The sequence below is a fragment of the Nocardia sichangensis genome (genome assembly GCF_047200615.1).
In the GTDB taxonomy this organism is placed as follows: domain Bacteria; phylum Actinomycetota; class Actinomycetes; order Mycobacteriales; family Mycobacteriaceae; genus Nocardia; species Nocardia sichangensis.
This window is the reverse complement of the sequence record NZ_JBJZOK010000007.1, coordinates 11,740-38,524: the sequence shown is the minus strand read 5'-3', so window position 1 is coordinate 38,524 and position 26,785 is coordinate 11,740. Positions and strand designations below refer to the sequence as shown.

27 protein-coding genes and 1 pseudogene are annotated in these 26,785 nt (G+C 66.8%); 13 read left to right on the top strand and 15 right to left on the bottom strand.

Translation table 11 applies throughout. The annotated features are described in order from the left end of the window. Positions 1–104 precede the first annotated feature (104 nt). Positions 105–674 carry a TetR/AcrR family transcriptional regulator gene (locus ACL03I_RS11910; RefSeq protein ID WP_355075111.1) on the bottom strand — a complete coding sequence of 190 codons (570 nt, stop codon included), beginning with the start codon at positions 672–674 and terminating at the stop codon, positions 105–107. Positions 675–773: 99 nt separating this feature from the next. Between ACL03I_RS11910 and ACL03I_RS11905 the strand changes: the two genes are divergently transcribed. The 3 genes from ACL03I_RS11905 (at position 774) to ACL03I_RS11895 (ending at position 2,663) form a co-directional block, all read left to right on the top strand. Further along, positions 774–1,754: a zinc-dependent alcohol dehydrogenase family protein gene (locus ACL03I_RS11905; RefSeq protein ID WP_412805904.1), complete on the top strand. Its 981-nt coding sequence runs from the start codon at positions 774–776 to the stop codon at positions 1,752–1,754. A 107-nt stretch (positions 1,755–1,861) separates the two neighbouring features. Then, positions 1,862–2,317 (top strand): hypothetical protein, encoded by a 456-nt coding sequence (locus ACL03I_RS11900; RefSeq protein WP_412805903.1) that lies wholly within the window; start codon positions 1,862–1,864, stop codon positions 2,315–2,317. Then, complete coding sequence (locus tag ACL03I_RS11895; protein ID WP_280475415.1) at positions 2,310–2,663, top strand: hypothetical protein; 354 nt, start codon at positions 2,310–2,312, stop codon at positions 2,661–2,663. The genes ACL03I_RS11900 and ACL03I_RS11895 overlap by 8 nt, the downstream gene beginning before the upstream one ends. A gap of 349 nt (positions 2,664–3,012) precedes the next feature. Here ACL03I_RS11895 and ACL03I_RS11890 read toward each other — a convergent pair. From ACL03I_RS11890 to ACL03I_RS11860, 7 genes and pseudogenes are all read right to left on the bottom strand, one after another. Then, positions 3,013–3,169: pseudogene (locus tag ACL03I_RS11890) on the bottom strand (transcriptional regulator); the annotation flags it as partial. Positions 3,170–3,666: 497 nt separating this feature from the next. Then, a complete protein-coding gene (locus ACL03I_RS11885; protein WP_397282402.1) occupies positions 3,667–4,638 on the bottom strand; it encodes a DNA polymerase domain-containing protein in 972 nt (323 codons plus the stop codon). 360 nt (positions 4,639–4,998) lie between these two features. Further along, positions 4,999–5,586, bottom strand: coding sequence for a hypothetical protein (locus tag ACL03I_RS11880; protein ID WP_412805902.1), 588 nt, complete (start codon positions 5,584–5,586; stop codon positions 4,999–5,001). A gap of 99 nt (positions 5,587–5,685) precedes the next feature. Then, entirely contained in the window at positions 5,686–6,309 is a 624-nt protein-coding gene (locus ACL03I_RS11875; RefSeq protein WP_355075100.1) for an NAD(P)-dependent oxidoreductase, read from the bottom strand. After that, positions 6,309–6,752, bottom strand: coding sequence for an SgcJ/EcaC family oxidoreductase (locus tag ACL03I_RS11870; RefSeq protein WP_412805901.1), 444 nt, complete (start codon positions 6,750–6,752; stop codon positions 6,309–6,311). Before ACL03I_RS11870 ends, ACL03I_RS11875 begins: the two co-directional genes overlap by 1 nt. Positions 6,753–6,763: 11 nt before the next feature. Continuing rightward, complete coding sequence (locus tag ACL03I_RS11865) at positions 6,764–7,483, bottom strand: SDR family NAD(P)-dependent oxidoreductase (RefSeq protein WP_412805900.1); 720 nt, start codon at positions 7,481–7,483, stop codon at positions 6,764–6,766. Beyond that, the gene (locus tag ACL03I_RS11860) at positions 7,480–8,118 is read right to left on the bottom strand and encodes an SgcJ/EcaC family oxidoreductase (RefSeq protein ID WP_379253851.1); all 639 of its coding nucleotides are present in this window, start codon (positions 8,116–8,118) and stop codon (positions 7,480–7,482) included. The genes ACL03I_RS11865 and ACL03I_RS11860 overlap by 4 nt, the downstream gene beginning before the upstream one ends. A 264-nt stretch (positions 8,119–8,382) precedes the next feature. Here ACL03I_RS11860 and ACL03I_RS11855 point away from each other — a divergent pair, with 264 nt between their 5' ends. Then, positions 8,383–9,450, top strand: coding sequence for a glycerophosphodiester phosphodiesterase family protein (locus ACL03I_RS11855; protein ID WP_412805899.1), 1,068 nt, complete (start codon positions 8,383–8,385; stop codon positions 9,448–9,450). 97 nt (positions 9,451–9,547) lie between these two features. On the opposite strand, the gene ACL03I_RS11850 is transcribed toward ACL03I_RS11855, so the two are convergent. Then, positions 9,548–10,243, bottom strand: coding sequence for a type 1 glutamine amidotransferase domain-containing protein (locus tag ACL03I_RS11850; RefSeq protein ID WP_355075091.1), 696 nt, complete (start codon positions 10,241–10,243; stop codon positions 9,548–9,550). 345 nt (positions 10,244–10,588) lie between these two features. On the opposite strand from ACL03I_RS11850, the gene ACL03I_RS11845 reads away from it, so the two are divergent. Continuing rightward, positions 10,589–11,272: a PAS and ANTAR domain-containing protein gene (locus ACL03I_RS11845; RefSeq protein ID WP_412805898.1), complete on the top strand. Its 684-nt coding sequence runs from the start codon at positions 10,589–10,591 to the stop codon at positions 11,270–11,272. Here the strand turns inward: ACL03I_RS11845 and ACL03I_RS11840 are convergent. Both ACL03I_RS11840 and ACL03I_RS11835 read right to left on the bottom strand, forming a co-directional pair. Beyond that, positions 11,269–12,672 carry an aldehyde dehydrogenase family protein gene (locus tag ACL03I_RS11840; RefSeq protein ID WP_355075087.1) on the bottom strand — a complete coding sequence of 468 codons (1,404 nt, stop codon included), beginning with the start codon at positions 12,670–12,672 and terminating at the stop codon, positions 11,269–11,271. The genes ACL03I_RS11845 and ACL03I_RS11840 overlap by 4 nt on opposite strands. Next, positions 12,672–13,763 (bottom strand): AMP-binding protein, encoded by a 1,092-nt coding sequence (locus tag ACL03I_RS11835; RefSeq protein WP_355075085.1) that lies wholly within the window; start codon positions 13,761–13,763, stop codon positions 12,672–12,674. The genes ACL03I_RS11840 and ACL03I_RS11835 overlap by 1 nt, the downstream gene beginning before the upstream one ends. 315 nt (positions 13,764–14,078) lie before the next feature. Between ACL03I_RS11835 and qcrB the strand changes: the two genes are divergently transcribed. The 4 genes from qcrB (at position 14,079) to ACL03I_RS11815 (ending at position 17,785) form a co-directional block, all read left to right on the top strand. Beyond that, the gene (qcrB, locus tag ACL03I_RS11830) at positions 14,079–15,686 is read left to right on the top strand and encodes a cytochrome bc1 complex cytochrome b subunit (protein ID WP_412806037.1); all 1,608 of its coding nucleotides are present in this window, start codon (positions 14,079–14,081) and stop codon (positions 15,684–15,686) included. Continuing rightward, positions 15,683–15,925, top strand: coding sequence for a hypothetical protein (locus ACL03I_RS11825; protein WP_355075083.1), 243 nt, complete (start codon positions 15,683–15,685; stop codon positions 15,923–15,925). The genes qcrB and ACL03I_RS11825 overlap by 4 nt, the downstream gene beginning before the upstream one ends. Before the next feature lie 241 nt (positions 15,926–16,166). After that, positions 16,167–17,144 (top strand): NADP-dependent oxidoreductase, encoded by a 978-nt coding sequence (locus tag ACL03I_RS11820; protein WP_412805897.1) that lies wholly within the window; start codon positions 16,167–16,169, stop codon positions 17,142–17,144. Further along, entirely contained in the window at positions 17,141–17,785 is a 645-nt protein-coding gene (locus ACL03I_RS11815; protein WP_412805896.1) for a TetR/AcrR family transcriptional regulator, read from the top strand. The genes ACL03I_RS11820 and ACL03I_RS11815 overlap by 4 nt, the downstream gene beginning before the upstream one ends. Before the next feature lie 61 nt (positions 17,786–17,846). Here ACL03I_RS11815 and ACL03I_RS11810 read toward each other — a convergent pair whose 3' ends face one another. Both ACL03I_RS11810 and ACL03I_RS11805 read right to left on the bottom strand, forming a co-directional pair. Then, on the bottom strand, positions 17,847–18,896 hold the full coding sequence (locus ACL03I_RS11810) for an FAD-dependent oxidoreductase (protein WP_412805895.1): 1,050 nt from the start codon (positions 18,894–18,896) through the stop codon (positions 17,847–17,849). Between the two features lie 239 nt (positions 18,897–19,135). Further along, positions 19,136–19,714 (bottom strand): hemerythrin domain-containing protein, encoded by a 579-nt coding sequence (locus ACL03I_RS11805; RefSeq protein ID WP_355075075.1) that lies wholly within the window; start codon positions 19,712–19,714, stop codon positions 19,136–19,138. Positions 19,715–20,015: 301 nt separating this feature from the next. On the opposite strand from ACL03I_RS11805, the gene ACL03I_RS11800 reads away from it, so the two are divergent. Together ACL03I_RS11800 and ACL03I_RS11795 are read left to right on the top strand one after the other, a co-directional pair. Next, the gene (locus tag ACL03I_RS11800; RefSeq protein WP_412805894.1) at positions 20,016–20,687 is read left to right on the top strand and encodes a chymotrypsin family serine protease; all 672 of its coding nucleotides are present in this window, start codon (positions 20,016–20,018) and stop codon (positions 20,685–20,687) included. A 435-nt stretch (positions 20,688–21,122) separates the two neighbouring features. Continuing rightward, positions 21,123–22,232, top strand: a complete 1,110-nt coding sequence (locus ACL03I_RS11795) for a hypothetical protein (RefSeq protein ID WP_412805893.1) — start codon at positions 21,123–21,125, stop codon at positions 22,230–22,232. A gap of 20 nt (positions 22,233–22,252) precedes the next feature. Here the strand turns inward: ACL03I_RS11795 and ACL03I_RS11790 are convergent, their stop codons facing one another. Together ACL03I_RS11790 and ACL03I_RS11785 are read right to left on the bottom strand one after the other, a co-directional pair. After that, complete coding sequence (locus ACL03I_RS11790; protein ID WP_412805892.1) at positions 22,253–22,696, bottom strand: nuclear transport factor 2 family protein; 444 nt, start codon at positions 22,694–22,696, stop codon at positions 22,253–22,255. Positions 22,697–23,142: 446 nt separating this feature from the next. After that, complete coding sequence (locus tag ACL03I_RS11785; protein ID WP_412805891.1) at positions 23,143–24,084, bottom strand: NAD-dependent epimerase/dehydratase family protein; 942 nt, start codon at positions 24,082–24,084, stop codon at positions 23,143–23,145. Between the two features lie 149 nt (positions 24,085–24,233). On the opposite strand from ACL03I_RS11785, the gene ACL03I_RS11780 reads away from it, so the two are divergent. Then, positions 24,234–24,923: a TetR/AcrR family transcriptional regulator gene (locus tag ACL03I_RS11780; protein ID WP_355075063.1), complete on the top strand. Its 690-nt coding sequence runs from the start codon at positions 24,234–24,236 to the stop codon at positions 24,921–24,923. Between the two features lie 196 nt (positions 24,924–25,119). Continuing rightward, on the top strand, positions 25,120–26,784 hold the full coding sequence (locus tag ACL03I_RS11775) for a sulfatase-like hydrolase/transferase (RefSeq protein ID WP_412805890.1): 1,665 nt from the start codon (positions 25,120–25,122) through the stop codon (positions 26,782–26,784). The last annotated feature ends 1 nt before the right edge of the window (position 26,785 follow it).

The following is a 26,785-nucleotide window of genomic DNA, read 5'->3' as shown; positions in this document are numbered from 1 at the left end:
CACTCGACCCCGAGGTGTGGAACTTCTGCGCCTACGGCTTCACCGGCCGCCCCGTCTAGCCGAGCGAGATTTCCGGAGGTGTCGCCCGCGGGTCACCGCGATGGTCACGCCCGGCGCTCGAGGGTTCCCAGAAAGCTCTCGGCGGCGTCCTGGACCCGGTCGCGGTCGCCGGTGGCGAGCAGGTCGAGCAGCAGGCCGCGGATCGTGGCGATCACCAATGTGGCTGTGCGAGCCGCGGTCTCGGGGTCGGTGTCGGACGCCTGGGCTTCGCACAGTGCGATCTTCCAGTCGGTGACGACGTGGTCGAGGAAGTCGGCGAATTGGCGCGGAGCTTGCAGAGCGCGCCCGTAGACGGCGAAGAACAGCTTGAACTCCGCCCACCGCCGCGGGTCGGAGCTGCGGGTCCAGACCGCGCGGGCTGCCGTCGCCAGGTCGGGATGCGCGCCCGCCGCATCACCGGTGGCAGCGAACATGCGCCGCCGCAACCGCTCGAGGATGGCCTGAAGCATTTGTTCTTTGGTGCCGAAGTGGTGCACCAGGGTGGTCGGTGAGACCCCGAGGCCTGCCGCGACCGGCCGCCACGACAATTCGGAGAGCCCATGCTCGATCGTGTAGTCGACCACCGCCTCGAGCAGCTCTTCCCGGTGTCGATGGTCGACCGGCCGCCCTGCCATCGTTGCGCTCCCTCGTTCGCGGATTGACATTCCTAAAACGACTGTACTAGAAATTGTTCCTAGAACGACTGTACAAGAAATTTGAGTCAGGAGCCTTCCATGTCACGAGTCGTCGTCTTCGACGAGACCGGCGCCCCCGAAGTCCTGCGCATCATCGACGAGCCGGTCGGCGACCCGGGCATCGACGAGGTGCGAATCAAGGTCGAAGCCATCGGCATCAACCGACTGGACCAGATGGTGCGTGCGGGCATGTCCCCGCGGCCGATCCGAATGCCACACGCCCGTCTCGGAGTCGAAGCAACCGGAACGATCGATGCCCTCGGCGCCGAGGTCGAGGGATGGGCGATCGGCGATGCGGTCGTCGTCACCGCCGTGCCCGACATGGACATCAACGGCACCTACGCCGAACACATCGTCCTGCCCGCCGATCGGGTCATCGCTCGACCCGCCGGACTGGACGCCACGAGCGCCGCAGCGCTATGGGTGGCCTACTCCACCGCCTACGGCGCCCTCGTCGAGAAGGTCGCGATGCGACCCGGTCACCATGTCCTGATCACCGCCGCCTCCAGCTCTGTCGGCCTCGCCGCCATCCAGATCGCCAACCAGATCGGCGCTGTTCCCCTAGCCGTCACCCGGCACGCCGCGAAGCGGGACATCTTGCTGGCCACCGGCGCCGCCGCTGTCATCGTCACCGACCACGACGATGTCGTCGAGGCCACGCACCGGCACACCGCCGGGGCCGGCGCCGACATCGTCTTGGACTCCGTCATGGGTCCCGGCCTGGCCCAACTGGCCGACGCGGCAAAGCCATTCAGCGGCACCCTGGTCACGGTGGGCTGGCTCGATCCCCGGCCCGCGCCGTTCCCGGCCAGCCCGATCACGATGATCCGGTACATGAGCTTCGAGCACACCCTCGACCCTGTGGCGGTGCGCCGCATCGCGGCATTCCTGACCGCGGGAATCCGCACCGGCGCCCTGCACCCCACGATCGACAGCGTGTTCACCCTCGACGACATCGTCGCCGCACACCACCACCTGGAACAGGGACATCAGGTCGGCAAAATCGTCGTCACCATCTGACCCTCGCGTTGCGTTCAGCGGGGCTTGCAGCGCGGTGGCCAGGGCGTCGTGGACGGATTCGGAGGCGCTGCTGATGCGCATGCATCGCAACACCCAATGGGGAGACCATGAACCACACGAAACTCACCATCGTTGCCTTGATCGCAGCGACGATTCCCGCCGTGATCGGTTCCGCGCCAACAGCTTCCGCACAGCAAGTGTGGGGAGCGTGCGGTATCAGCACTCCCGAAGACAAAGTTGTCGCGAAGTACAGCAAAGCGCGGTTGACCTGCGGTAACACCGGCTATGGATTCCGGCACATCCAAACCAAGCACGGCGAGGAGTGGCAAGGGCTTGCAGCGATAGAAAACCGCAACTGGCGCGACATCGCCGACATGGCGATCAGTAAATCGTTGGATACCCCCGACCTCGTTGTCCCGCAGGGCGCCAGAACCTGTTACTCAGGGCAGATATACTTGGTCAACCACGTCAACGGGCAGATCGCGAAAACCGTCGAACCCACAGTCATCGTCGATAACGGCGTCATCGTCACCGCGTTCCCTGGAGGTAAATGTCGTGCCTAGCTCGCACCCCACCACAGCCGAACTGACGCAATCGGTGATCGCGGCAGGCCGCGAGTGGCAGGTGGAGATCTCGTCGTCGGATCAGGGCTTGCAGATCACCGGGCGTGGCGGTGAACGACTGGATGTGCCTATCGAGTTCGCGGTCACGGACGATGAACTGCGCGCCTACTACGTCGAGGTGAGCAAGTCCTCGCTCTATCCCGAAGACCAGAAATGGCAACAGTGGCAATCGCTGATGTCCACCCATTTGTTGGAAGCGCTGCACGAGCTCGACCGGCATGACGCGCACTGCGTCATCACCGTCGGCGAGACGGGGTTCACGGCGGTACCGCAACAGCTCAACTAACGCAACTACCCCTGGTGCTCAACTAACGCGTCTGTCGGAAGTGGAAAACTCTTGTGGATAGGGCAGGCGAGGCACCCGTAAGCGGCGGTGATGACGCCGCCTGGTCGGGCACCCAGCGTTGTCCGTGGCGGCCCCGGACACGGACCGGAACGCACGCACGGAATAGCCGGCGACCGATAACCTTCCGTGTTCGACCGGGTCACAGCGTTGCCGGATCATCCTGGTTGAGGGTTGGCGATCGGGGTCGCACGCTGGGTTGCGCGGGCAGCAGTGCCCGCCCTTCACCTCCGCTCGTCCCAGTGTTGGGAGTGACTGCCCAAGGCGAGCATTAAGGAGTGCGTAGCAGAGATGTCACCCCGGCGAGCAGGGCGACCTCTTCGCGGCGCAACCCGGCCACGTGACGGTTGCCGCCGTAGGCGGGCAGCCCGGCCTGCCGCGGGTCAGCCGCGCGCGGCGGTTCGCAGGAACTCGCGGATCTCGCTGCGCAGTTCCCATGATCTGCGCACTATCCGGCGTTGTCGGATGTTCTCGGCCCTGAGGGCTCTTGCTCGTTCCTCGGATCGTGTTGTCCCGCATCGAGTGGAAGCCGTCCGGGGCCGGGAGGGTAGATCGGCTGCGGGCGATGTCCGAACAAGTAGTCGCGGAAGGCCCGCAGATACTCGTCTTGTTTGCTTGCACGACCGTGTCCGGATCGTGGCTCAGGGGCGCGGGCGCTTCGGCGTTGCCGCCGGGCAGGGCGGCGGACACGATCTCGAACCGCTGCCCACTCGACACGCCCGGTACCTCGATCACCTCGGCCGGATGCTGTTGTTCCTCCAATAACCGGCGGACAACCGAACCGACGGCGACGCCGCGGCGGCGCTCGATGCCGCCTCCCGCGGCACGGTCGCGCTGTTGTCCTACACGCCGGAAACCCTCGACCACGATCTCGAAGCGGTGAAGTCCATGCTGACCGGCGACTTCCTGGCGTACTCGCGCGTGTTCGGTGCCGACACGGACGGGATCAGCTGGTCGGGGGCGCGTCCGCCGCGCGGCGTGCCCGGGCGCGCCGTTTGCCCTCGTGCATGGCCTGAACCCGGGCCACTGGAATCGTGTGTCCCTCCTCGATCAGATCCGGGGGAAGATGCTGCGGGGCAGGCATCTCCGCCTGCCACGGATCGTTGTCGCCGAGCAGGTCCGGCACGGTCCGCACAGTGAAATCGGACGGCGTCACCTCGTCGAGGTCCGACCAGCGCAGCGGGAACGACACGGTGACACCCGGACGGATACGCGGACTGTAGGCGGCGGCCACGGTGGCGCCACCCGCACGGGTGGCGTCGAGAAAGACCTTGCCGTGGCGGTCTTCCCGGATGAACGCTGTCGTGCCGACCGACGGATCGATCCGCTCGGCTCGCGCCGCCACCGCCCGCGTCGCCGCGGCCGCGTCCTCGACATCGGTCCCCGGGACCACCGGCACGAACACGTGCAATCCTCTGGAACCGCTCGTCTTCACTGCTCCGGACAGCCCGTCCGCAGTCAGCGCTTCCCGGATCAGCCGGGCGCCTGCCACGGCGTCGGCGAAAGTCTGTCCCGGTGCGGGATCGAGATCGAGCACAAGATGTGTGGGTTCCGGTGCGGATTCCGCGAGGAACAGGGTCGGGTGATATTCGACCGCCCGCTGATTACCGAACCAGATCAGGGTCCGCAGGTGGTCACAAAGCGCGTAGGTGATCTCCCGCCGCGAACTCTCCGCCCAGACCTTCGTCCGCGCCACCCACTCCGGCGTGTACTTCGGGAGGTTTTTCTGCATGAACGGCTCCTGCCCCGGCCGCACCCGTACCACCGACAGCGGCCGTCCGCGCAACACTCCCAGTAACCGTTCCCCGGCGAACTCCAGATAGTCCACCAGATCCCTTTTGCTCGCCTCGGCCTCGTCGAACAACGGCTGATCGAGATTGGACAATTCGACCCCGTGACGCAGTTCGCCTCCCGCCATCGCTCCACTCTCCCTACCACCGTGCGCCGGTCGATTACCGGGGGTGGCGAACTGGTTTCCCGCTCGTTCTCGCACATTCACGAAAATTGCCGATGCCCGAACCGAATGAGCGACACACGCATCCATGGCCTGAGAGGAAACTGCTGTTCAGGCCTGCGCAAACTGCCGCTGTGCCGCTGATAGGCGACGATACACGTTCCCTGGTGGCCCCGTCACCAGGCATTTCGTGACACATCGTTCCCATCTGGTGGCAATGTCACCCATCGTTTCCGGCATGCGCGAGCCGATGTCGGCAAACGGAGGGCAAGACCCGCACGGTCAGGCTTCGGGGTTCCGGGGCCGAATACCGAACCGTCTGGGCTACGGCTGAGCTGGTCGGACTTCGCTTGCCTTGCGGTACTTTCCGTGTCCGCCTTCGCCGATGACCCATGTCACCGGCATGCCCGGTGTGATGAGTTGTTCGTCGCCCTGGTATTGCCAGAGGGAGAACCATACGTCGCCGGAGTGGCTGGCGATGAGTCCGTCGTAGGTGTCGGGCAGCCACCATCGGACCACACCGTCGAGGCTCGGATCAGGATCCTTCGCCGCGTCGACCTGCCCGTACGGTACCAAGCCGCCTGCGCCACGCCATCCGTCGAGAGTGGGGAGCAACGGTTGGTCCCCACCCTCGGGGTCGGCGGGCCAGATCTTTCCACTGCGGGACAGGATGTCGTCGTGGACTTCCCGGGCCAGTCTGCACGCCACACCGTCGGGAGTGCGCTCGACGGGGGTGGTGCCAATTACGACGCTCAAGGCCGGGACGGTGAATTCGATCCGCCATCCCGGTGGATCCGCCAGGCGGCGAAGCCGCTCGGGGATCGTTTCATCGATGTGCACCTCGAAACCGAGAGCCGACTCGATGTCGGCCGCCAGCAGGTCGGCGCCTCGCCGTGATGTCTCCTGGTCCATATAGCTACCCTGCCGATGTCGAGGAACGGCGCCCACTCCTCACGCTCGGTCAGCCGTGCCCGGAAAGCCTCGACCAACAGCTCGCCGCGTTGGTCGCGATCAGGACGAGACAGCGACAACGGACCGGTAGGTGTGCGGGTCGTCGATGGCGTCGAGGAGATAGTCGGCGAGGTCGGCGCGCGAAGTGCGGGGACCGACCTTACCTTTCGCTCCCACCGAGACGCGCGGGCTGCCGTCGGCCTGCGCATCGGTCAATCCCGTGGGGCGGACGGAGGTCCAGCGCAGATCACTCTGCGCGAGTAGGTGTTCCATGCGCGCCATATCCGAGTAAGTGTGCCGCATGACCCTCCGCAGGACGGCGGCGAGGACTCTGGCGCCCGGCCCCGCGTCCGCCGGGACGTCCAGCGCCGCCGAGGAGATCACCAGCAGCCGCCCGCCCGGACGCATGGCGGCGATGATCTCGGCGGTGGCGGCGGAGTAGACGGTGGCGGGGCCGCGCCCGGTCGCGCCGAGCGCGGAGATCACCGCGTCGTACCCGCCGAGCAAGCCGGTCAACGATCCCGCGGCACACGGGTCGGCCGTCACCACGGTCGATCCGAGCGCGGACGCCGCGGTAGTGGCCGGGCGGACGATCGCGGTGACGCGATGTCCTCGTGCCAGCGCCCGGTCGACCACCATCCGCCCCGTTCGGCCGGTGGCGCCCAGGACCGCGATGGCGGCCATCAGTGCGCCGCGGGCCGGGTGGCGGGCTGGGTCAAGAAGGACACGGCCTCCATCAGCGGCTTGCGCTGGGTCTTCTGCACGGCCGCGATGCGCCACTGTCCGGCGGTGTCGCGGACGACGGTGTAGGTCGCGAGTTTGCCGAGCTTGCCCGGCCGCCGCTTCGAGGATTCACCGCGGGTCACGACTACGGCGGCATCCGTTCCGTAGCAACGGATTTCGACGATGTCCACGGTCAGACGCGTGCCCTTCAGGAAGCTGTCGAACAGCGCTTGGTGGGCCCGGCCGATCTCCGCACCGCCGTGGTAGACGGTGCCGACATAGGTGATGTCCGTGGCGTCGTCGGTGAAGCAGGCGCCGTAGGCGGCGCCGTCGCCGCGATCCCACGCTTGCCTGCTGCGCTCGATGAGGGCGCGGATGGCGGCGGTGTCGGTGCTGGTGGTCATTTCGATCTCCTTCAGTCGGCCAGCAGGGCCAGGGCGGCCCGGCGGGGGAACAGCCGCAATACGGCGATGAGTGCCCGGTTGAACGGGCTGGTGAGTACGACGGAACCGGACCCGCCGGACAGAGCTTTTCGCGCACGGTCCACCACCTGCTCGGGTGTCTGGACCAGCCAGGGCGGTACATCGGTGGCGGTTTGCGAGGCGGTGGCGGTGACGCCGGGGCACAGAGCCAGCACCCGTACGCCGCGTGCTCGCTGTTCGTGCCACAGCGTTTCGGACAAGGCCGTGACGAACGCCTTGGTAGCGCTGTAGACGGCGAGGCCCGGCTTCGGTATGTGCCCGAGCGTGGAGGACACGTTCACCAGGACGCCGCCGGGAGCGGCCGCACCGAGGAAGGCGTGGGCCAGCACGACCACCGCCCGGCAGTTCACCTCCAACGTGGCGATCGACGCTTCGAGCGCAACCTCGGTGAAATCGCCGTGCGCGGCGGTCCCGGCATTGTTGACCAGCAGCGTGTAACCACCGCCGCGAAGCCGTTCCGCGACCGCCCGCAGTCCCTCTTGGGTGCCGAGGTCGGCGGCGAGATAGTCGTGTCCGTCACCGAGTTCGGCGAGCAACATCTCCAGCGCTTCGGTCCCGCGCGCCACGACGGTCACCGAATAGCCCTGTGCTGCCAGCGATTTCGCGAATGCGCGTCCGATCCCGGCGCTGGCGCCGGTCACCAACGCTCTCACCGTTCGGCCTCCGGCTTCGTCGCCGGGTCGAACAGGAACGAGATGCGCTCCATGACCGGCTGCCGCTTGGTGTTGTGGAAACTGGCGATCCGCCACTGGCTGTCGGCTTCGCGCACCAACGTGTAAGTCTGCGTCTTGGACAACTCCGCCGGGCGATCGCCTTCGTAGCGGTCACCTCGGCTGGTGACGATCGCCACGTCGGCACCGTAGAAGCGCACTCCGAGAAAGGAGTCGGCGAGTTCGGTGCCCTTCAGGAATCCCGAGAACAGGGCACGGTGCGCCTCGGTCAGATCGCGGCGGCCCACGTAGTGGGTGCCCAGAAAGGTGGTGTAGGTGGCATTTTCGGTGAAGGTCGCGCCGAACGCGTCGGCGTCGTTGCGGGCCCAGGCCGCCGTCATGGCGGCGATGGTCCCGCACACGGCCCGCAGGTCGTCGGCGCTGCCACCGTCAGCAACGACCTGCGTGCACTCCATGACGCCGGCACTGCGGACATCCGAGGTCCGGTCCAGCCACAGGTACCCGCCTCCGCCGACGACGCCGAGCGTCAGCACGGCGACCCCCACGGCTCGGACCACGGTGCGTCGTCGCGGACTGCGCGAGGCAGTCGGTTCGGTCCCTGCGATAGCCGACGTCATGGTGAAATCCCTTCCCACAGCAGTTACTGCTTACAAGATGTTTCATCTCTGGTGCAGTTTCTTCGTTGGAGAAGAGATTAGAGAAGATGCCTCAGCCTTGTCAATACGTCCGCATGAGGCCGATCCCGACCGCGCTGCCCCATTCACTCTGGGGTGGCAACGTGCGCAGGCCCGGTCTCGTCGAGGCCGGGTTCGCCTCGACGGTTGCCTGTCCGTTCATCGCTTCTTCACCCCGGAGCGGTCGCAGAGCGGCACGATGAAGTGATGCGGCGGATGTGCGCAGCCGGTGTGGTAGCGGGGCTGGTGGCGGGCGGTGCGCTGACGGCGGCGGGACCGGTGGCGGCCGATGGTCCGGCCGCGTTCGATCTGCAAGCCCATCGAGGTGGGGCGGGGCTGGTGGCGGAGAATACGCTGCCCGCGTTCGCGAACGCGTTGGAACTCGGGGTGAGCACGCTGGAGCTGGACGTGCAGATCACCGCGGACGGATACGCGGTGGTCACCCACGATCGCGATCCGAGTCCGGCGAAGTGCGTGGACACGGCGCCGGCCGTCGCGGGCGACCCGAAGTTCCCGTATGTGCCGGGGACTACCTACATCCGGGACCTGACGCTGGCTCAGGTGCGGACGATCGATTGCGGTTCGGTGCCGTCCGCGGATCACCCGGAGCAGCGCAGGGCGCCGGGAGCGCGAATGCCGTTGCTGGCCGAGGTATTCGATCTGGTGCGCGCGTATGGCGCCGATCAGGTGATGCTGAACATCGAGACCAAGGTCGAGGCCGCCGCCCCGGAACAGACCGCGCCGCGCGAGCAGTTCGTGGACGCCGTCGTGGCGGAGATCCGCCGGGCGGGCATCGGGCGGCAGGTCACTGTCCAGAGTTTCGACTTCGGCGCCTTGACGCGCCTGCGGGAGATGGCCCCCGAGCTGCCGACCGTCGCGTTGACCGACGGCCGGCCGAAATTGCAAGCCGGAGAGCCCGGTGGCTCACCGTGGCTGGATGGTATGGATATCGACGACTTTCCGGGATCGTTGCAGGAGAAGTACGTCGCGGCCGCGGCGGCCATCGGCGCGGCCGCGATCTCGCCGGTGCACGGCACTCCGCAGGACGGCACCGTCAACGACCCCGACTACCGGCCGTTCACCACGCCCGAACTCGTCCGCGCCGCACATCGCCGCGGCATGCGGGTGGTGCCATGGACGGTCGATGACCAGCCCACCATGACCGCTCTGCTCGACCTCGGGGTGGACGGTCTCATCACGAATCGCCCGGACGTACTCCGCACACTGCTGTCCGGCCGCGGGTACCGCCTACCACCGGCATACCACCGATCCTGAGCGATCCCGCGGCCGACCTGGCATGCAGACTGCCCCGATCGGGACGGCGACGCGGCCGCCGCTCACCCTTCAGCGATCGGGTAGACGGGTCCCGTGATCAACCGAGAGTTTTCAGCAGTTCGTCCGCCACCCCTGCGGAGGAAGCCGGATTCTGGCCGGTGATCAGCGTGCGGTCCACCACCACATTCGGCGCCCACGGATCGGCCTCGCGGAAGTCGGCGCCGATCTCGACGAGCCGGTCTTGCAACAACCATCGGGCCTTGTCCGCGAAGCCCGCTTGGGTCTCTTCGGCATTGGTGAACCCGGTCAAGGCATAGCCCGCGAACAGGTTCGCGCCATCTTCACCCTTGGCGGCGAGCAGAGCCGCGGGCGCATGGCACACGACCGCCAGCGGCTTGCCGGAGGTCAGGATGGTGGCGAGCAGCCGACCGGAGTCGGCGTCGACCGCGAGATCTTCCATCGGCCCGTGCCCGCCGGGGTAGAACACCGCCGCGTAGTCGGCGAGGTCCACCTTCGCCAGGTCGACAGGGTTGTTCAACTCGGCGCTCGTGCCGATCACCCGCGCTCGATGATCTGCGGTCTCCTGACCGCCGTTGGCCTCGGGCGCGAGGCTGCCTTTGTCCACGCTCGGTACGACGCCGCCGGGCGTGGCCACCACGATCTCGTGTCCCGCCCCTTTCAGCTTTTCGAAGGGCACCACGAATTCCTCGGCCCAGAAGCCGGTCGGGTGCTTCGTCCCGTCGGCCAGCGTCCAGTGGTCGACTCCGGTCATCACGAAAAGGATCTTCGACATGGTGTGTTGTCTCCGTCGTCCGGAACCCGCTCGGTCGGGGTTCGCGTCATCGAGTCCCGTCGCGCTGGTCCACGTGGCACCTGGAGGTATCGATCCCACGCGTCTGGATCGTCAGCGACGACACTGTCGACGCTAGCCTTCGGCAACCATGGAATACCAATAAGAAGACCGATTTCAGACATCGGTTTCTCAATGGATCTTCGCAGACGACTTCGATTCGCGGCCGTTCCCGTTTCACTTCTTCCTTGGGCCGGGCGATGCGCAGTCACGAGCCGGTCACCGGTCGGTCACGCAGCACCGCCCCTCCCGCCTGACCTGGACTTGTTTACGCGCCATACTGGACCGGTGACGGAGATAGGTCAGTGCGAGCAGGAGACTGCACGCAAGATGCTCGGTGGTTGCCCCGATATCGGCAGCTTTAGTTTCTGGTTCGCCGACCAGCGGTGGGAATGGTCGGACGACGCCGCCACGATTTACGGGTACGCACCGGGAGAAGCCGAGCCGTCCACCGAACTTCTGCAACGCCACCTGCACCCCGACGACCGCGAGCGCGTCGCCCAGACGCTCGCCGAGGCCATCGAGACCGCGTCGCCGTTCTGCACCCGTCACCGGATCATCGACACCGAGAACGAGACGCACGACGTGATCGTCATCGGCGACCAGCTGTTCGACGGGCAGGGCGCCGTGGTGGGTTCCGCCGGTTACCTCATCGATGTCACCGAGACGCTCGAAGACAACCGGCAGGAAGCCCTCGACGACCTGCTGCCGGACGTGATCGACGCGCGAGCGGTGATCGAACAGGCCAAGGGCGTCGTGATGTTCGTTTACGGCGTCAACGCCGATCAGGCGTTCCGGGTGCTGCGCTGGCGCTCGCAGGAGACCAACATCAAGATCCGCGCGCTGGCCGAGCAGCTCGTCGCCGACGTCGTCGCGATGGGTGGTGCGCTGGTGCAGCAGCGCACCCGCTTCGATCATCTCCTGCTGACCCTGCACCGACGGGTCACGCCAACGGAACCTGGCGCGGGCTAGCCGACCGGTGTGCGCGGTCGGGTCGCCGCCGAACGGATCATTCCCTTGGTCCGCATGAGGAACTCGCCGAGATAGCTGTCGTGCGGGACCCCCGGACGCAACCACGTGGTCGGATGGTCACCCAGATAGAGGTTGGTGATCGTCGGCTCGTCCAGCAGCGCGTCGATGAGTTCGCGCCGCTCGGTCATCGCCGTGAGAACCAGCGAATCGCGCAGCGGGGCGACGCCGTCGGCGGGTGACCACGGCCCCACCCACACGCAGGGGAAGGCGAGTTCCACACCGAGCTGCGGCGCGGTGCTGCTGCCGACGAGGTGCACCGCGGGGCGCAGCACCACCGCGCCGGGCGACAGTTCGTCCACGATGGTGTCACCACCGAGCAGCGGGCGCGCGTCGCCCGCGACCCGACGCAGGTAGCGGTCCATCGCCGCCGCGGACTCGGTGGGCTGCACGGTGAGGATGGCATCCGGGTGCTCGGGCGGCAGGCTGGGAATGGCCCCCAACTCCGCGGCGAGCGCACGCGCCAGCGGCTCCGGATCGCCCTCGACCAGCACCGCGGTAGTGCAGGTGCAGGCGGTACCGCCGAGGTGGCTCACCGACTCGGCGATCAGCTCGACCTCAGCTCGCCAGTCCACGTCCGAGGTCACCAGGATCTTCGAGCGCCCCGGCCCCTGGGTGAGCACCCGCGCGCTGCCACCGTACTTGTCGACCACGTCCTGCCCGCCGTAGACGATGGCGAAATCGGACTCCGCCACCAGCACGTCGGCCGCTTCGTAGTCGGTCGGCAGCAGCGTGACCAGCTCCGGCGGCAACCCCGCCATGCGCAGAGCGCTGACCAGGCGAAAAGCGGTAAACGGCTCCCTGGTCGACGGCCGCACCGCCACCTTGTAGCCCAACGCGAGCGCCTCCGGCCACAAACCGTGCACCGCCGGGGTGTTTCCCGCCGCGTGCACCGCGAATAGATCGCCCCTGCGCGTCCAGACGGCGCATCCGGCGAGGGTGCGCCGGTCCTGCCAATCCGCCACCGCGCCCTTCGGCATCGCGAGTTCGAGGGTGTCGCGCTGCTCGCGCAGTACATCGGCGACCCATTGCACCGACTGCCGCACGACGGCCAGCGGGACTCCCGACGCGACGCTGACCAGTCGCGCGTATTCGTCGGGTCCGAGCCCGCCGATCTCGGCGTCGGTGAACAGGTCGGCCGCCCGTTCCAGCACCGCGAATCGCTCGGCGGCGGGCAGCACCGGCGCCTTGCGCATGGCCGTCAGCGCCCGGCGCACATACAGCGGCGGCACCTGGGAGATCTCCCCGATCTCGATGCCGGACAAGGTCGTCAGGGGCTTGCGGTCGCGGGCGCGATAGCTGCCCTGCGGACCGAGGGCGTCGATGTGCACGAACTCGCCCATCAGTACACCCCCTCGATGACCTCGGCGCCACCGAAGGAGGTCATCGGCGCGACATCGGCGACCGAGCAGCCGGAACCCTGCTTCGGCGGCTCGACCTTCATGGCCAGGTCCCGTTCCGGATTGTTGGGCAGCAGAGCGTATTTCGTGAGGTGATGCATCACGACCTGACCGCGCTCGCCGTAGCCGACGTCGTCGCCGGTCTCCGGATCCACCACCTCGAACGCCAGGTAGGGGCTCGGCGGGTCGAAAACCGGCAGTCCGTCGGGGCGCTCCTCGTCCCGCTCCCGGGACATGCCGAGGATGGTGGTGCTGCCGTAGAGCCCTTTGAGCGGGATGCCGGGAAAGATCTCCTGCCGGAAGATGTCGCGGGTGTCGGCGTCCATGTGCGCGCCGCTCCAGCAGATGAACTCGATCTTCCGGCGGATCTGCTCCACCAGGTCGTCGCGACGCGCGATGCGCTCCAGCAGCGGCGGAGTGGTGATCAGGATCCCCACCGACTGCGTGGTGAGGATCTGCGCGACCTGGTCGACGACGTGTTCGGCGTACCGCTCGGTGTTCTCGGTGTCGCCCCGCGCGATCATCTGCTTGATCCATCGCGGGTCGAGGTCGATGGTGAACCGCACGCCGTTGTGCCTGCGCGCCCGGCGTTCGGCGAACTCGCCGAACATGTGCGGGCCACTCGGCGCCACGGCCAAGGTGTTCACCGTGCCGAGCCCGGCGTAGTGGTGCTCGTCCCAGCCGAGCGCGAACTGCATCCAGCGGTCGAACATGACGAAACGTTTCGGCGCACCGGTGGTGCCGCCGCTCTCATAGATCCCCGCGATGACGCGGTCGGCGCCGGTCAGCCCGCGGGGGATCAAGTCCTCCACCGCGACCGTGCGGAATTCGTCGATGACGTTGGGGAAACGGCGCAGATCGGCGAAGGTCCGGATATCGGCGACGGGATCGAAATCCAATGTCCGCGCGCGGCGCAGCCAGTACGGGCTGCCCGTCTCCTCGCTGAAATGCCAGGCCAGCACGGCGCGCAGGTATTCCTCCGCGTCGATCATCGCGTAGTCGTGCGCGGCGAGGTCAAGGATTACGGGGCGCATGCGCGGCCTCCAGTGATGTGCCCCGAATCGGGGTTTCAGCTCGAACGCCGCAATCCTCTCCCGGCCCGGTCGAGGGCAAACGCGCTGTCGCCCAGTTCGATCCGCCGATAGGACACTCATATCGAGAACCGCGATCGACGCCGTGTACACGTTCGCCGAGCACGTACCGGTGGTACCCGCCGCGGCGTCGGCCGCTCGCCCCCGGCCTACGGGGATCCATTGGTGATGTCCATCACATCGTGTCAGAAATCGGCGGCCCGAAATGTCTTATGGGCAGCCGTCGATGACCGGGAGGTCCCGCCAGTTATGAGCACCATGTCACGGGGAGCAGATGCCCTGGATGAACGTTACCGCGCTTCCGCCTTCGTCAAGCGCTCGATCAACAAGGTATTCCCGACCCACTGGTCGTTCCTGCTCGGCGAGATCGCCCTGTACAGCTTCATCATCCTGCTGCTGTCAGGGGTGTACCTGACGTTGTTCTTCGATCCCTCTATGAGCGAGGTGGTATACGACGGCGCGTACCAGCCCATGCGGGGATTGACCATGTCCCGGGCCTACGAGTCGACGCTGAATCTCAGTTTCGAGGTCCGCGGCGGGCTGTTCGTGCGGCAGGTACACCATTGGACCGCGTTGCTTTTCGTGGCGTCGATGATCGTGCATATGTGCCGGATATTCTTCACCGGCGCGTTCCGCCGCCCACGCGAGATCACCTGGGTGATCGGCTCACTACTGCTGATCCTCGCCCTGTTCGAAGGCTTCTTCGGCTATTCGCTGCCTGACGATCTGCTGTCGGGTACCGGCATGCGCGCGGCCTTCTCGGGTTTCACGATTTCCATCCCCGTGGTGGGCACCTGGTTGCACTGGCTGATCTTCGCGGGCGATTTCCCCGGCGACATCATCATCCCCCGTCTGTACATCACGCACGTGCTGCTGTTCCCGGCGATCATGTCGGCGCTGGTCGTCGCACACATCGGAATCGTCTGGTACCAGAAGCACACTCAGTTTCCCGGACCAGCCCGGAACGAGAACAACGTCGTCGGCACACGTATCGTGCCGGTGTTCTCCCTCGATCAGGGCGCCTTCTTCATGTTCACCCTCGCGACAGTGTCGTTCATGGGTGGCCTTTTCCAGATCAATCCGGTTTGGAACCTGGGTCCTTACAACCCGTCGCAGGTATCGGCGGGTTCGCAGCCCGACTTCTACCTGATGTGGACCGACGGCATGGCACGCCTCATGCCGCCTTGGGAACTGTACATCGGCAACTACACCGTGCCGGCAGCCTTCTGGGTCGCGCTGGCGATGGGATTGGTGCTCTTGGCGCTGATGGTGTACCCGTGGATCGAGAAGCGTCTTTCGAGGGACACCGCGCATCACAATCTGCTGCAGCGGCCGCGAGACGTGCCGGTGCGCACAGCAATCGGCGCCATGGCCCTCACGTTCTACGTGGTGCTGACGCTGGCGTGTGTCAACGACATCATCGCACTGAACTTCGACATCTCGCTCAACGCGACGACCTGGTTCTTCCGCATCGCGGTGCTGCTGTGCCCGCCTACGGCCTACTTCCTTACCTACCGAATGTGCCTGGGTCTGCAACGCAGCGATCGCGCGGCACTCGCCCATGGCATCGAGACCGGCGTGATCAAACGCTTACCGCACGGCGAATACATCGAGATGCACCAGCCGTTGGGCCCAGTCGACGACCACGGCCACCCGGTTCCGCTCGAATATCAAGGCGCCCCGGTACCGAAAAAGATGAACAAACTGGGGTTCGCGGGCAAGCCCGGACCGGGCTCGTTCCTGCGCCCGGATCCGGCGCCCGAAGCGGAGCGCCTGGTGATGACCGAGCACACCGAAGAACGCAGGCAACTTGCCGTTCTCCGGGAATACCAGCAGCGCCGCGACAACGAAAGGCACGACCGATGAGACGGAGGCGCGCCGGGCACGCCGAAGACTACGGCCTGCTGGTCCCCGCGGCCACCGTCGCCAGCGAGCACGCGGGTAACGTCGTCAGAGACACTCTGCGCGCCAACGGGATCCGTTCCACTGTGGGACGGACCGACCGACGCGGCCGACTCCACCGCCTGCTCGTTCTCGTCTTCCCCGAGGACGCCGCGCGGGCCTACGAGGTGATCTGCGCCCATACGAGCCAGCCTGAATCTTGAAGATGCCACTCGAAGTGGTCGCCAGTGTGTTCGAAGCCGATTCTGTGGACATCGCTCGTGCGGTCAGTTCGTGGAGCGGTGGCGCTGGGAGCGCCGCGAACAGGACTCCTGTCGGTGGATTCGGACGTACCTATTGCCAACAAAACTGATCTGTCTCTATTTTTAACGAGACAGATCAGTCTCTATCGGCGCGACGGATGGAGTCCTTCATGGCTACGGAGTCAGACTTGCGGGCGGGCGCATGATCATCGGAGCCGCGGAGGAGACGCCTGCCACGATGCTCGCCGCCCATCACGTCGAATTCGGCGCGCCGCTCGCCGTGGGCCAACTGCCCCGGCCGGTGCCGCTTCCCGGGGAGGTACGGATCAAGGTCGCGGCGACCAGCGTCAACCCCGTCGACATGCACACCGGTCGCGGGAACGGCTACGTCCAGTCGATGACACTTCCGCTCATCCCGGGCTGGGACGTGGCGGGAACCGTCGATGCGGTCGGGTACGGCGTGGCGAGGCACCGCGTCGGCGACCCGGTCTTCGGCTTGGCCCGGTTCCCCCATCCGGCCGGGGCTTACGCGGAGTACGTGACGGCTCCCGCACACCACGTGGTGCGCGCTCCGGCAGGCCTCACCATGGTGGAGGCGGCCGCGCTGCCGTTGTGCGGGCTGACCGCCTGGCAGATGCTCCGAGCGGCGAGGGTGGAGCGGGGCAAGCGTGTCCTGATCGACGGCGCCTCCGGCGGTGTCGGACATCTCGCCGTGCAGATCGCTCGCGCGCTCGATGCGGAAGTGATCGCGCTCGCTCGGCCCGAGCACCACTCGCTGGTCACCTCATGGGGCGCCGACGACTGCGTGGACTATCGGGACGCCGCGGCGGTGGCCGCCATCGACATGGCCGACGCCTTATGCGATGTCGTAGGCGGCGATCTGGCCCTACGGCTGTTCGACCGGATCGCCCCGGGCGGCTGCGCTGCGCTCGCCTTGGGCTGGGCAGTCCCGGACTACCGGGCTGAGGCTGATGCGCGTGGGATCGACGCGGTGTCCTGCTTGGTCGACCCGGATCCCGTAGGCCTGAGAGCCTTATCCGAACTCGCGGAAGCCGGTTCCTTGCGCGTGCACATCGGAGCGACCTTCGGCCTCGCGGAGGCGAGTCGGGCACAGCAGTGGGTGACCAGCCGATCCGGCATCGGCAAGGCCGTCATCGTGATGCCGGACTCAGCGGAATGACCACCCAGCGAACCGGGACGCCGGCAGCCCCGCCCCGGCAACAGGGCACCGCCGGTTCACGCGCCCCCCGGCTGCGTGGGCCGGCGCTTCGAGAAGCGGTGCTCGACATCGCCTGTCAACTCTTCTACGACAACGGTGTGCATGCCGTCGGTGTGGATGAGGTCGTACGCCGCGCCGGCATCGCCAAAGCCAGCCTCTACCGATGGTTCCCCACCAAAGACGCGCTCATCCTCGCGGTTCTCGACCGAATCGACCAGCAACTGTGGGCACGGTGGGACGAGGTGGCGGAGCAGTTCGCCGACGATGCCGAGGCAGAGCTGCGGGCCCAGATCACATGGATGACCGACATGGCGGCATCACCTGGATACCGAGGCTGCGCCTTCGTCAACACGGCGGCCGAATTCTCCGAGAGACATGACGAGATCCGTGACCGCTGCCTCCAGCACGAGCGGGAACTGGGCATGCGCCTTCGCAGGCTAGGTCGACGCCTTGCCGTGCCCGATCCCGATTCCTTCGCCGACCAGCTCCAGTTGGGGATCGTCGGCACATTCACCACCTCGGGCCTGTTCTCCAGCGCGGGCCCCGGGCGGCGACTTCCGGCACTCCTCGACGCGATCCTGGCGGCGAATCTCGGTCGCTGAGTGCAGCGCCACTGTGGGCAAGGCTGCTGAGCGACCGCACCGCGGCGGACCGAATGCCGGATCATCGCCGTCGGGCCCGCTGGGCTGCCTCGCGATCGGTGATGATCTGCTTGCGGCGCTGCGTCATCGCTTCGGCGGGTGAGCCGGCGCCGACGATCGCCTCGAACACCGCGCGTCCGTCCTCGAGCGCGTCACGTGCGCCGACTCCGGCGGCCGGAGTGATGGCGTGGTCGGCGTCACCGATCAGGAGCACCGAATCCTGAGGCGCGCGCGCTCCGTCCAGGGGAACGTCGCGGGCGTTGCTGACGTGCACCAGTTCCGTGTGCGACAGGAAATCCGACACCAGCGCCTCGATGGAAGGCGTTGCGGCCAAGATGGTTTCGGCCCATTCACCGGTCGGCCGCATCCCGATATCGTCGCGGGTAGCGGGCAGGGGTTCGCGCGGGATCCGCACGAACCACAGAGCCGCCGGATCCTCTGGGCGCCAGATGTGCCCGAAAGTACTACCGGCACTGCCGTCTTCGGCGACCTCGGCGAAGAAGTGCAGGACCGCGGGTGCGGTGGCCGGCGGGGAATCCAATGGCGTGCCGGTCATCCCGTACAGCACGACGTCACCGGCGTAGACCGGGATGCGGCCGGGTTCCAGGCCCGCGCGGACCACGGAGTCGATACCGTCGGCGCCGACCACCAGTCCCTCGGCGGCGACGACGTCCGCGCCGCGCCGGATCTCGTGGCCGTCGTCACCCGAGGTCACCTCGGTGATCGGCTCGCCGTAGCGCAGCTCCGCGCCGGAGCCCGCGACGAACTCCGACAACACACCCATGAGGTTGCGGCGCAACCAGAAGCGATGACCGCGACTGGGCATTTCGCTGCGCCGACCGCGACTGTCTTCATAGTCGAGCCCCGCCAGCGGATACGAAACCTCATGCAGCGCCGAACGATCGACGCCCATCGCCTCCATCGCGTCGTGCCCGCGCCCATCGATGAACAGAAACGCCCCGGCTCCGGGACCGGGGCGCTGCTGCTCGTAGACCGTTACCTGACGACCTTTCCGCGCGAGACCACCGGCCAGGCAACTACCCGCGATCCCACCACCGATAACACTGACCATGTAACTGCGATCTCCTAGCGTTGTCGTGCCGACGGCCACCCGCTGGGAGGGGCACTCATCCAGATTGCCATGCTCGGCCGAACCTTCGCCGAGGACTGATCGACCGAGCGCGGGATGGCGCCTCCGCAGAGCACGTCTCACGATGGAAGAGCGGGCCACCCAATCCAAAAGCTCTTCGAGGCAACAGAATCCGAGTGGGCACGGTCGAGACATGCGCTCCCCCATCGCATCGACGGTGCTCAGCTCGGTGGAATTCGCTTCAGGCTGCCGACACTGAGCGATCCACTCGCCCCGGTGCGCAGTGTCGCCTCCGCCGCGCGGACATAGCCGAGAGGGTCTTTGTCTACGGGCTCGACGCCGGCGTAATTGCTCGCTTCGTAGGCGGCGAAGGCGACGGCGAGTTGGTGGCGGCGCGCCAACCCGGCCAGGCGGCGGAAGTCGGTGAGCCCCTCACGTTCTTCCTCGGCCATATGGTCGCTGTTGGCCAGGTTCGCCGCAGCTACGGCCGCGTACCAATCGTCGGTGCCGACCTGGTGTCGCGCTACTTCGGCGACCGCGTCCCTGATCTCGTTGTGGTCGTGGATCGCGTCGAGTGTCTCGTCCTCCGTCCCGCTCGCGCGCCGGGCCGCGATCCCTGCCTGGAGCAACTCGGGATAGAAGATCTCCTCCTCGGCCTGCGCGTGCAGCTCGAGGAAGGCCGCCAGTCTGTCCCAGATCGCGGACAGCGCGGCGGTTTCCCCGCGATCGATCTGCTCCAGGATCGCGAACAGCCGCCGCTGCTCGTGATGGTCATCGAGAATCAGCTCGGTAATGTCCACATTTCCTCCCTGACGCCGCGTTCGGGTAAGCATTGGACTCGACGACCGACTGCCGCGCGGGCAGCCGGAACGTCCATGGGAACCTGACGACAACGTACTACCGAGCCGCGGCCCGACGCTCACATTCCGCCGCGGAACCCGCATGGATACCCGATCGCGATCGTCAACGGCAAAGTGCCTCGCCGTGAAACGGCTGACCGAACCTCGGGAGCGACAGCTTTGCGACCGATCCTCCGTTTCCGCGTGGTAGGTGTGGGTAGCTCGGTGGTGGTGAGGTTCGCTCGGCTCGGTGGGAGGAACGGTGTCTCGTTCGCTGATGAAGGTGATTTCCGCGGCCGCGCTGGTGTGCGGCCCGGTTTCCGTCGGAGCCGGTGCGGCGGCCGGTGTACCGCAGTTGCCGCTGCCGCCGATCGGCGGTGGATCGGGGATCGTGATCGATGACCGGGCCGAGTGCACGCTCACCGCCATCGGCTACGACGCGGCCGGCAGGCTGGTCGGTTTGACGGCGGGGCATTGTGGCGAGCCCGGGGCGCAGGTGGCGTCGGTGACCTATCCCAGCTATGGGGTGCTGGGGCGGTTCGTCTACGCCGATCACGAACTGGACTACGCGATCATCCAATTCGATGACGCGCGGGTCGCTCCAGCCCGCGACGTCGGTGGTTTCGCCATCGACGGCCTCGGCGCACCCGCGCGATTTCCCGACGTGGTGTGCAAGAAGGGCCGCACGACCGGCCGAACCTGCGGTGTCGCCTGGGGCGACATGATGGGCCGCGGCAGCGACACCTGGACCCAAATGTGTGTGCTCAAGGGCGATTCCGGCGCGCCGGTGGTGATCGGTTCGACCCTGGTCGGCATGGTCAACGCCTACTGGGGCATGGGGTGTCTCGGGCCCGAGGTGGGAACCGACATCAACGCCATCCTCGCCGACATCGACTCCCGCGACGACGTCGGCGCCGGATTCCGTCCCATCTGATCCCAGCAGTGTGACCAGCACGCGGGTCGAGCGAACTTCGGCATCGCAGTAGCGCCCCGAATACAGCGTTTCTCCCGCCTCCGGTTCCGGAATATCGGTCGAACAGCTGACATTCAGATGCGGTGCGCATGCTCTACATTCGGGTCGGTGTCGAATCGACCGATCGTGAAGGCTACCGCCGACGCCCGGTCGAACGGGTGCGTCCACGGTCTGGGGTTGGAAATGGGTCAGTGTGTGCAACGAATCTTGGGTGCTGTCGTCCTGGCCGCCGCGGTCGTGATCGCCGGTTGCGCCACATCCGACGATTCGCCGGGTCCGGCAACCAGATCGGCGGCCGCCGCGACAACGACCGCAACCGCCAGAACCCCCGGCGCACCGGCGTCCAGCGCCGCGCCGCCACCGGAGACGGTGCCACTCCTGCAAGGCGACAACCGCATGCGCGGTCCGGGGACGGTGTTCTCGGGCTGCACTCCCGATGCCGGTGACAAATTCACCCGCGGCGGCCAGGTGTTCGATCCGCTGACCGGCACGAACAAGCCGATCCCCCAACCGATTCTCAAAGCGCCCGAGCAACTCGTCAACCACTTCTGCACGGTGATGGGTACGCCTCGAAATGTGCGCGTCGTGTACATAGTCTCGGTTCGCACACCTGCTTCGGGTCTGGATGCCGAAAAGTACTCGACCAGGATCGAAGCGTTCGGAGTGAACGATCGAGCACCTGTCGCTCAGGCGCCTTGGCCCGCAGACCTCGCACTCGACAAGTTCTCGGTGCTGGCCCCGACAGAATACGGTTTCATCGTCCGAGTTCGTTCGCGCGTCGTCGGATTCGACCTCGATACGCTCGCCGTTGCCTGGCAGCTCGACGAAGGCCAGCTCTACAGCGACCGCTACAACGGTCGGAGTCTCGCAAGGGAGTTGGGGACGCAGAGCGGCCAGAGAATCGTATTCAACAGCGCGAAGGACGGCTCCGAGATCGCGCGGTTCGATGGCATCGGCCTCGCGGGCGGAACGGCCATCGATTCACCGCATACGACAGCGGACAACGGCTTTTTCGTCGCACAGGCCGGTCGGCCCGACTACCACCTCTTCTACTTCGATTCGGCTGCCGCCGCGCTCGTCGGACCGATCGCGCCCTTCGCGCAGTCGTTCCAACGCAGCGGAAACCTATTGCTCGCGTATGGGCGGGGAGGCAGCGACAGCGCCTACCTGAACGTCTACGACATGAACAAGAAGACGTTCGTCGTCCAGAAGTCAGGTAACGACGCCGCGGGCCTCGGGTTCCAGCACGTCTACCTCGCCGGCAAGTATCTCTACATCCAAAATGCCGATGACAGCCCCGTCATAGACCTCACGACACTGAACAAAGTCGCGAGCGGATGGCATCAGCGCCCGATGGATGTCATCGGCGACTGGATCCTGGTGATCTCGGGCAAAGTCTCGAACAACTATGCGACCTGCTTCGACACCCGCGGTGAATTCGTCTGCTACGAGACCGGAGTCCTGTACCACAGCCCGAATGGTTCTTATCCGGGTAAGTGGTATTAGCCGTTCGGCCAGGGGATCGGTCAATCGGCCGACGGAGGCTGCGCGGCCGACGGCCCTTCGGTCAGGGCGGCCAGGACCGCCGAAGTGTCGTGATAGTAGGGCCGGAATTCGGTGATCAGGCCGTCTCGAAAGCTGATCCATTGCAGCAGTGAGGTTTCCAGTATCCGTCCGGTGCGCCGCGCACGTAGACGACCCCGGCTGTAGACCACGACGCTGGCCTCGTCGTCGAGGAAATGCTGCTCGTCGAACCACAAGCCGTCCCAGCTCTCTCGCATCGCGGCGAGGAATCTCCGGAATCCGTCGTGTCCATGCCAATCGCCGCCATAGGGCAGGCTCGACGCCTGGCGCATGACCACATCCGGCGCCAGATGCCGGGCCGTTTCCTCGAACCCGGACCCGTCGGTGAGATACGCCGCCTCCGACGCGTAGAAGGCCCTCAGGGTGCTCATCACATCAGCTGTCATGCGCACGATCCTGGTCACCGCCACCCCGCCCGCGCTGGCGGGAATCAGCCATCATGATAGACCGGGGATCGGTTGTGTTACCTCTCCCCCGGTGTCTCTCGTCATAGGCGAGGTTGTCGACGCTACCCGGCCGACGCCGTCCGGACGGCGTCGGACACCCCATCGCGGCTGATCGAGGGACTACCCGAGGAGTGGGCATGAGCACGCCGACGGCGAGCGCGACTACCGAGATCTACTTTCGCGCGGCGGCCGCGACCCTGAGTGACGGCCGTGGTTCCCGGCAGCTAGGTCGAAATCATCCTGTGGGTCGCACGAGGTCGCTTCCCGACAGGCGGTAGCGGCGCGGCGCCCGGTCTGCTCATGACTCCTCGGACCCGAGCGAGCGCCTGGCCTTCGTCCGCCACGACGTGTTCGGGGTCCCCTCCCCACGAATCGTCCGCCGGACGTCAGTCGATGGATGCGGACGCCTCGTCGCGAAGGGCGGCGATCGTGGCGCGCAGTGATTCCGCGGTGGGCGTCGGCTCGATGCCGAAGGCCGCGGTCGCGGCCGAGGAGTCGATCACGAACGGACGATCGAACTGATACCGCAGTTCGCGCATCTCGCGGGCGTTGGGATCGAAGAGCCCTCCGACCCAGAGCACCGCGGCGGGCATCCGGCTCACCCGCGCGGGCGACGCGTCCGCGACCGTCGCCGCGAGCCCGGCGAGTTCGCGAAGGGACATCGGCGGCGCGGTGGGCGTGTGCCAAGCGCGGCCCCAAGCGTTTTCGTCGTGGGCGACCGCGACGAGAGTACGTGCGGTGTCGGTGACGTCGGTCCAGCTGTGCGCGGCGTCCGGATCGGCGGGGAACAGCACCCGGCGGCCGGCCAGCACGGCGGGCAGCGCCGCGACGGTGAACGCCGACGTCGCTCCGGCGCCGAGGTAGTCCGATCCGCGTACTTCGGCGGTGCGGACGCGGCCCGCTTCGTGCGCCGCCAGCGCCTCGGTCCAGAGCTCCGCGCGCACGCGCCCTTTCACGCTGTTGGGACGCAGCGGGTGCTGTTCGCTGATCGGACCGTCGACCTGACCGTAGCCGTAGAGGTTTCCGACGCTCAGCAGCGCGGCGCCGGTAGCCTCCGCCGCCTGCAACACGGCGGCGGCCAGGGGCGGAAAGTCGCTCGCCCAGCGGTGATACGGAGGCTGCGCGCACTGGAAGATCACCTCCGCGCCCGCACAATGCCCGATCAATGCCGCCGAGTCGGTGGCGTCGGCGGCGACGCGCTCGATCAGCGGATGATCCGGGCCGACGCCGCGCCGGGTGATCACGCGCACCTGGGCGCCGCGTGCGGCGAGCAACGCGGCGGTGGTCGCGCCCACCGGGCCGGCTCCGATGACAACGTGCAGAACCATGGCAATCCATCCTGTCGGGCGTTCCGTTTAGAGAACAGTGTTCTCAATGCGGCTTCACCGTAAGTCAGAACAATGCGTGAAGTCAAGAGCACTGTTCACCGAACCAACATATGTTCTGTTATCGGTTGCTTGTTCTCTACACTGGGGAGATGTCCGCCCGATCCCTACGCGCCCGCATCCGCTCCGAGATGACCGAGGAGATCAAAGAGGTCGCGCGCAGACGGTTGGCCGTGGACGGCGCGAACCTGTCCTTACGCGGGGTCGCACGGGATATGGACATCGTTCCGTCCGCGCTCTACCGCTACTTCCCGAGCCGGGACGACCTGTTGACCGCCTTGATTCTCGACGCCTACCGCGCCCTGGCCGCCGAAGCCGAAACCGCCGACGCGAAGGTTCCCACCGCCGATCTACGCGGCCGGTGGCTGGCGGTGTGCTCGGCGGTGCGAGACTGGGCGCTGGCCCATCCGGCCGAATACGGACTGCTCTACGGCAGCCCGGTACCCGGATACTTCGCACCCGAGGACACCGTGGCCCCCGCCACGGCCGTGGTCTTCCGGCTGGTCGCCATCGCGCAGGAGGGGGCGGGAAAACTGACACCGCCACCGCTTCCGGCCCCGCTGCCCGCGCCCGTCCGCACCGACCTGCGCCGACTCATCGAGCAGAAGCCGCCCGCCGACATGCCCGAAGACGTACTCGACCGGGTCTTCGTCGGCTGGACCCAGCTGTTCGGCCTGATCAGCTTCGAGATCTTCGGCCGCCTGAACGGAACCATCGACGCCCGCGACGAATACTTCGGTCACCACATGAACGTGATGGCCGACCTGGTCGGCCTGCCGTAACCCGGCCTCCGGCAGTCTCCTCGCCGCCTTCTTCGCAGCCCGGCCTCGATCCGGTCCGACCAGCTCATCTGTACGACGACATGGCGGCGTGTCCGCACCGGCGTGCGGGTAGCGCACACCGGGCGGCGCTACGGTACACAGCACCGAGATTCTCCGCGTTCCATTCGACCGAACACGACTCATTCGTGGAGGAACATTGCCGAGCTCGTTCACTCGCAGGGGATTTCTGTCCAGTGCGGCCACTTCGGCCACGGCCGCGGCCGCCGTCACGACCGGAGCCGCGCCGGGCAAGGCCCGAGCGGACACCGATCCGGACAAGCCGAACATCCTGTTGATCATCGTGGACGAGATGCGGACACCCGTATGGTTTCCCGACCAGCAGACGCTGGACGCCGTGCTGCCGAACATCGCACGGATCCGCCGGGGCAGCGTGTCGTTCGAGAATCACTACACGGCGGCCAACGACTGCACGCCCGCCCGGGGTTGCCTGCTGACCGGCCTCTACGCGCAGCAGACCGGGGTCATGGTCGTGTCGGAATCGACGTTGTCGCCGCTGTTCCCGACGTGGGGGTCCATGCTGCGCGACCACGGTTACGACACCACATACTGGGGCAAGTGGCATCTCGGCAGCTACCCGGATCGCACACCGGGCGCGCTCGAAGCCTACGGATTCCACGGCGGCACCTATCCCTCACCGAACGGCGCGCCGGGTCAAGGGCTGCAAATGGATCCGAAGATCGTCGACCAGTTCGTCGACTGGTTCCACAACGATTCCGGCAATGCGCCCTGGTGCACGACGGTGTCGCTGGTCAACCCGCACGACATCCAATGGTGGCCGCGCTGGACCCGTCGCGACCAGTTCAACGCCGACATCCCACGCTGGATGAACGAGCTGCCGCCCAATTTCGAGTCGCTCGAACAACTTTCGCGCAAACCGCGCCTGCAGATGGCGCTGGTGGAGGTCTCGGCGGTAGCGTTCGGAGCGGCGCCCTACGGAACGCCGGAAGCCATGCAGGCCTGGATCGAGATGCGCAATCTGTATCTGTGGGCGCAGCAGCAGGTCGATATCCAGATCGGCCGCGTGCTGGACACCTTGCAGTCGCGTCCGGACGTCGCCGCCAACACCGTCGTCGTCTTCACCTCCGACCACGGTGATTACGCGGGCTCCCACGGCCTGCACGGCAAAGGCGGCGCCGCCTACGACGAGGCGCTGCGCGTCCCGCTCTACGTTCACGATCCGCGCGGCCACTTGAGCCCGGTGAACGGGACGAGCACCAGGGACCAGCTCACTTCCAGTGTCGATTTCACTCCCCTGCTGCTCACCATCGGCACCGGCGGCGACGAATGGCGCGGCGACGGACGCTACGAACATCTCAGCGGGCGTCTCGACATCGCCGCGCTGTGCCGCAACCCGGGAGCCGCGGGCAGGCCGTGGGTCGCCCATACCACCGACGAGGCTTCGATCGAGGAAGCCGCGATGCTGTTCGATCAGAACGCCCCGGGCCACGTCGCGATGGTGCGCACCCCGGACGCGAAATTCGCCTCCTATTCCCATTGGGTGCACGGCCGGATCCAGATCGACCCGGCGGCCGCACAGGAATTCGAGCTCTACGACTACAGCACCGACGGCGGCAGGCTCGAACTCGACAACCAAGCCGCCACCGGGAATCCGTTGCGCGGCGAGATGGAGTCGCTGCTGGACAACGTCATTCGCACCGAGATCCAGCAACCGCTGCCGCCGTATCTGCGGGCCGCGCAGGACGAAGGCATCGGCGACTACCTCTCGGCGCAGACGAACGTGTTGATCCAAGCCGAACGCATCGGCAACGCCTTGCTCGATGCCGTGCCGAAGCCGTCCTAGC

Bases quoted from the DNA above. Each gene is read 5' to 3' on its own strand.
- ACL03I_RS11835 (WP_355075085.1), bottom strand. From the start codon at position 13,763: ATGCGCCCCGTAATCCTTGACCTCGCCGCGCACGACTACGCGATGATC.
- ACL03I_RS11780 (WP_355075063.1), top strand. From the start codon at position 24,234: ATGTCCGCCCGATCCCTACGCGCCCGCATCCGCTCCGAGATGACCGAG.
- ACL03I_RS11825 (WP_355075083.1), top strand. From the start codon at position 15,683: ATGAGACGGAGGCGCGCCGGGCACGCCGAAGACTACGGCCTGCTGGTC.
- ACL03I_RS11815 (WP_412805896.1), top strand. From the start codon at position 17,141: ATGACCACCCAGCGAACCGGGACGCCGGCAGCCCCGCCCCGGCAACAG.
- ACL03I_RS11905 (WP_412805904.1), top strand. From the start codon at position 774: ATGTCACGAGTCGTCGTCTTCGACGAGACCGGCGCCCCCGAAGTCCTG.
- ACL03I_RS11795 (WP_412805893.1), top strand. From the start codon at position 21,123: ATGCGCGGTCCGGGGACGGTGTTCTCGGGCTGCACTCCCGATGCCGGT.
- ACL03I_RS11785 (WP_412805891.1), bottom strand. From the start codon at position 24,084: ATGGTTCTGCACGTTGTCATCGGAGCCGGCCCGGTGGGCGCGACCACC.
- ACL03I_RS11855 (WP_412805899.1), top strand. From the start codon at position 8,383: ATGCGGCGGATGTGCGCAGCCGGTGTGGTAGCGGGGCTGGTGGCGGGC.
- ACL03I_RS11875 (WP_355075100.1), bottom strand. From the start codon at position 6,309: ATGGCCGCCATCGCGGTCCTGGGCGCCACCGGCCGAACGGGGCGGATG.
- ACL03I_RS11820 (WP_412805897.1), top strand. From the start codon at position 16,167: ATGATCATCGGAGCCGCGGAGGAGACGCCTGCCACGATGCTCGCCGCC.
- ACL03I_RS11870 (WP_412805901.1), bottom strand. From the start codon at position 6,752: ATGACCACCAGCACCGACACCGCCGCCATCCGCGCCCTCATCGAGCGC.
- ACL03I_RS11840 (WP_355075087.1), bottom strand. From the start codon at position 12,672: ATGGGCGAGTTCGTGCACATCGACGCCCTCGGTCCGCAGGGCAGCTAT.
- ACL03I_RS11900 (WP_412805903.1), top strand. From the start codon at position 1,862: ATGAACCACACGAAACTCACCATCGTTGCCTTGATCGCAGCGACGATT.
- ACL03I_RS11790 (WP_412805892.1), bottom strand. From the start codon at position 22,696: ATGACAGCTGATGTGATGAGCACCCTGAGGGCCTTCTACGCGTCGGAG.
- ACL03I_RS11885 (WP_397282402.1), bottom strand. From the start codon at position 4,638: ATGGCGGGAGGCGAACTGCGTCACGGGGTCGAATTGTCCAATCTCGAT.
- ACL03I_RS11810 (WP_412805895.1), bottom strand. From the start codon at position 18,896: ATGGTCAGTGTTATCGGTGGTGGGATCGCGGGTAGTTGCCTGGCCGGT.
- ACL03I_RS11860 (WP_379253851.1), bottom strand. From the start codon at position 8,118: ATGACGTCGGCTATCGCAGGGACCGAACCGACTGCCTCGCGCAGTCCG.
- ACL03I_RS11850 (WP_355075091.1), bottom strand. From the start codon at position 10,243: ATGTCGAAGATCCTTTTCGTGATGACCGGAGTCGACCACTGGACGCTG.
- ACL03I_RS11880 (WP_412805902.1), bottom strand. From the start codon at position 5,586: ATGGACCAGGAGACATCACGGCGAGGCGCCGACCTGCTGGCGGCCGAC.
- ACL03I_RS11910 (WP_355075111.1), bottom strand. From the start codon at position 674: ATGGCAGGGCGGCCGGTCGACCATCGACACCGGGAAGAGCTGCTCGAG.
- qcrB (WP_412806037.1), top strand. From the start codon at position 14,079: ATGTCACGGGGAGCAGATGCCCTGGATGAACGTTACCGCGCTTCCGCC.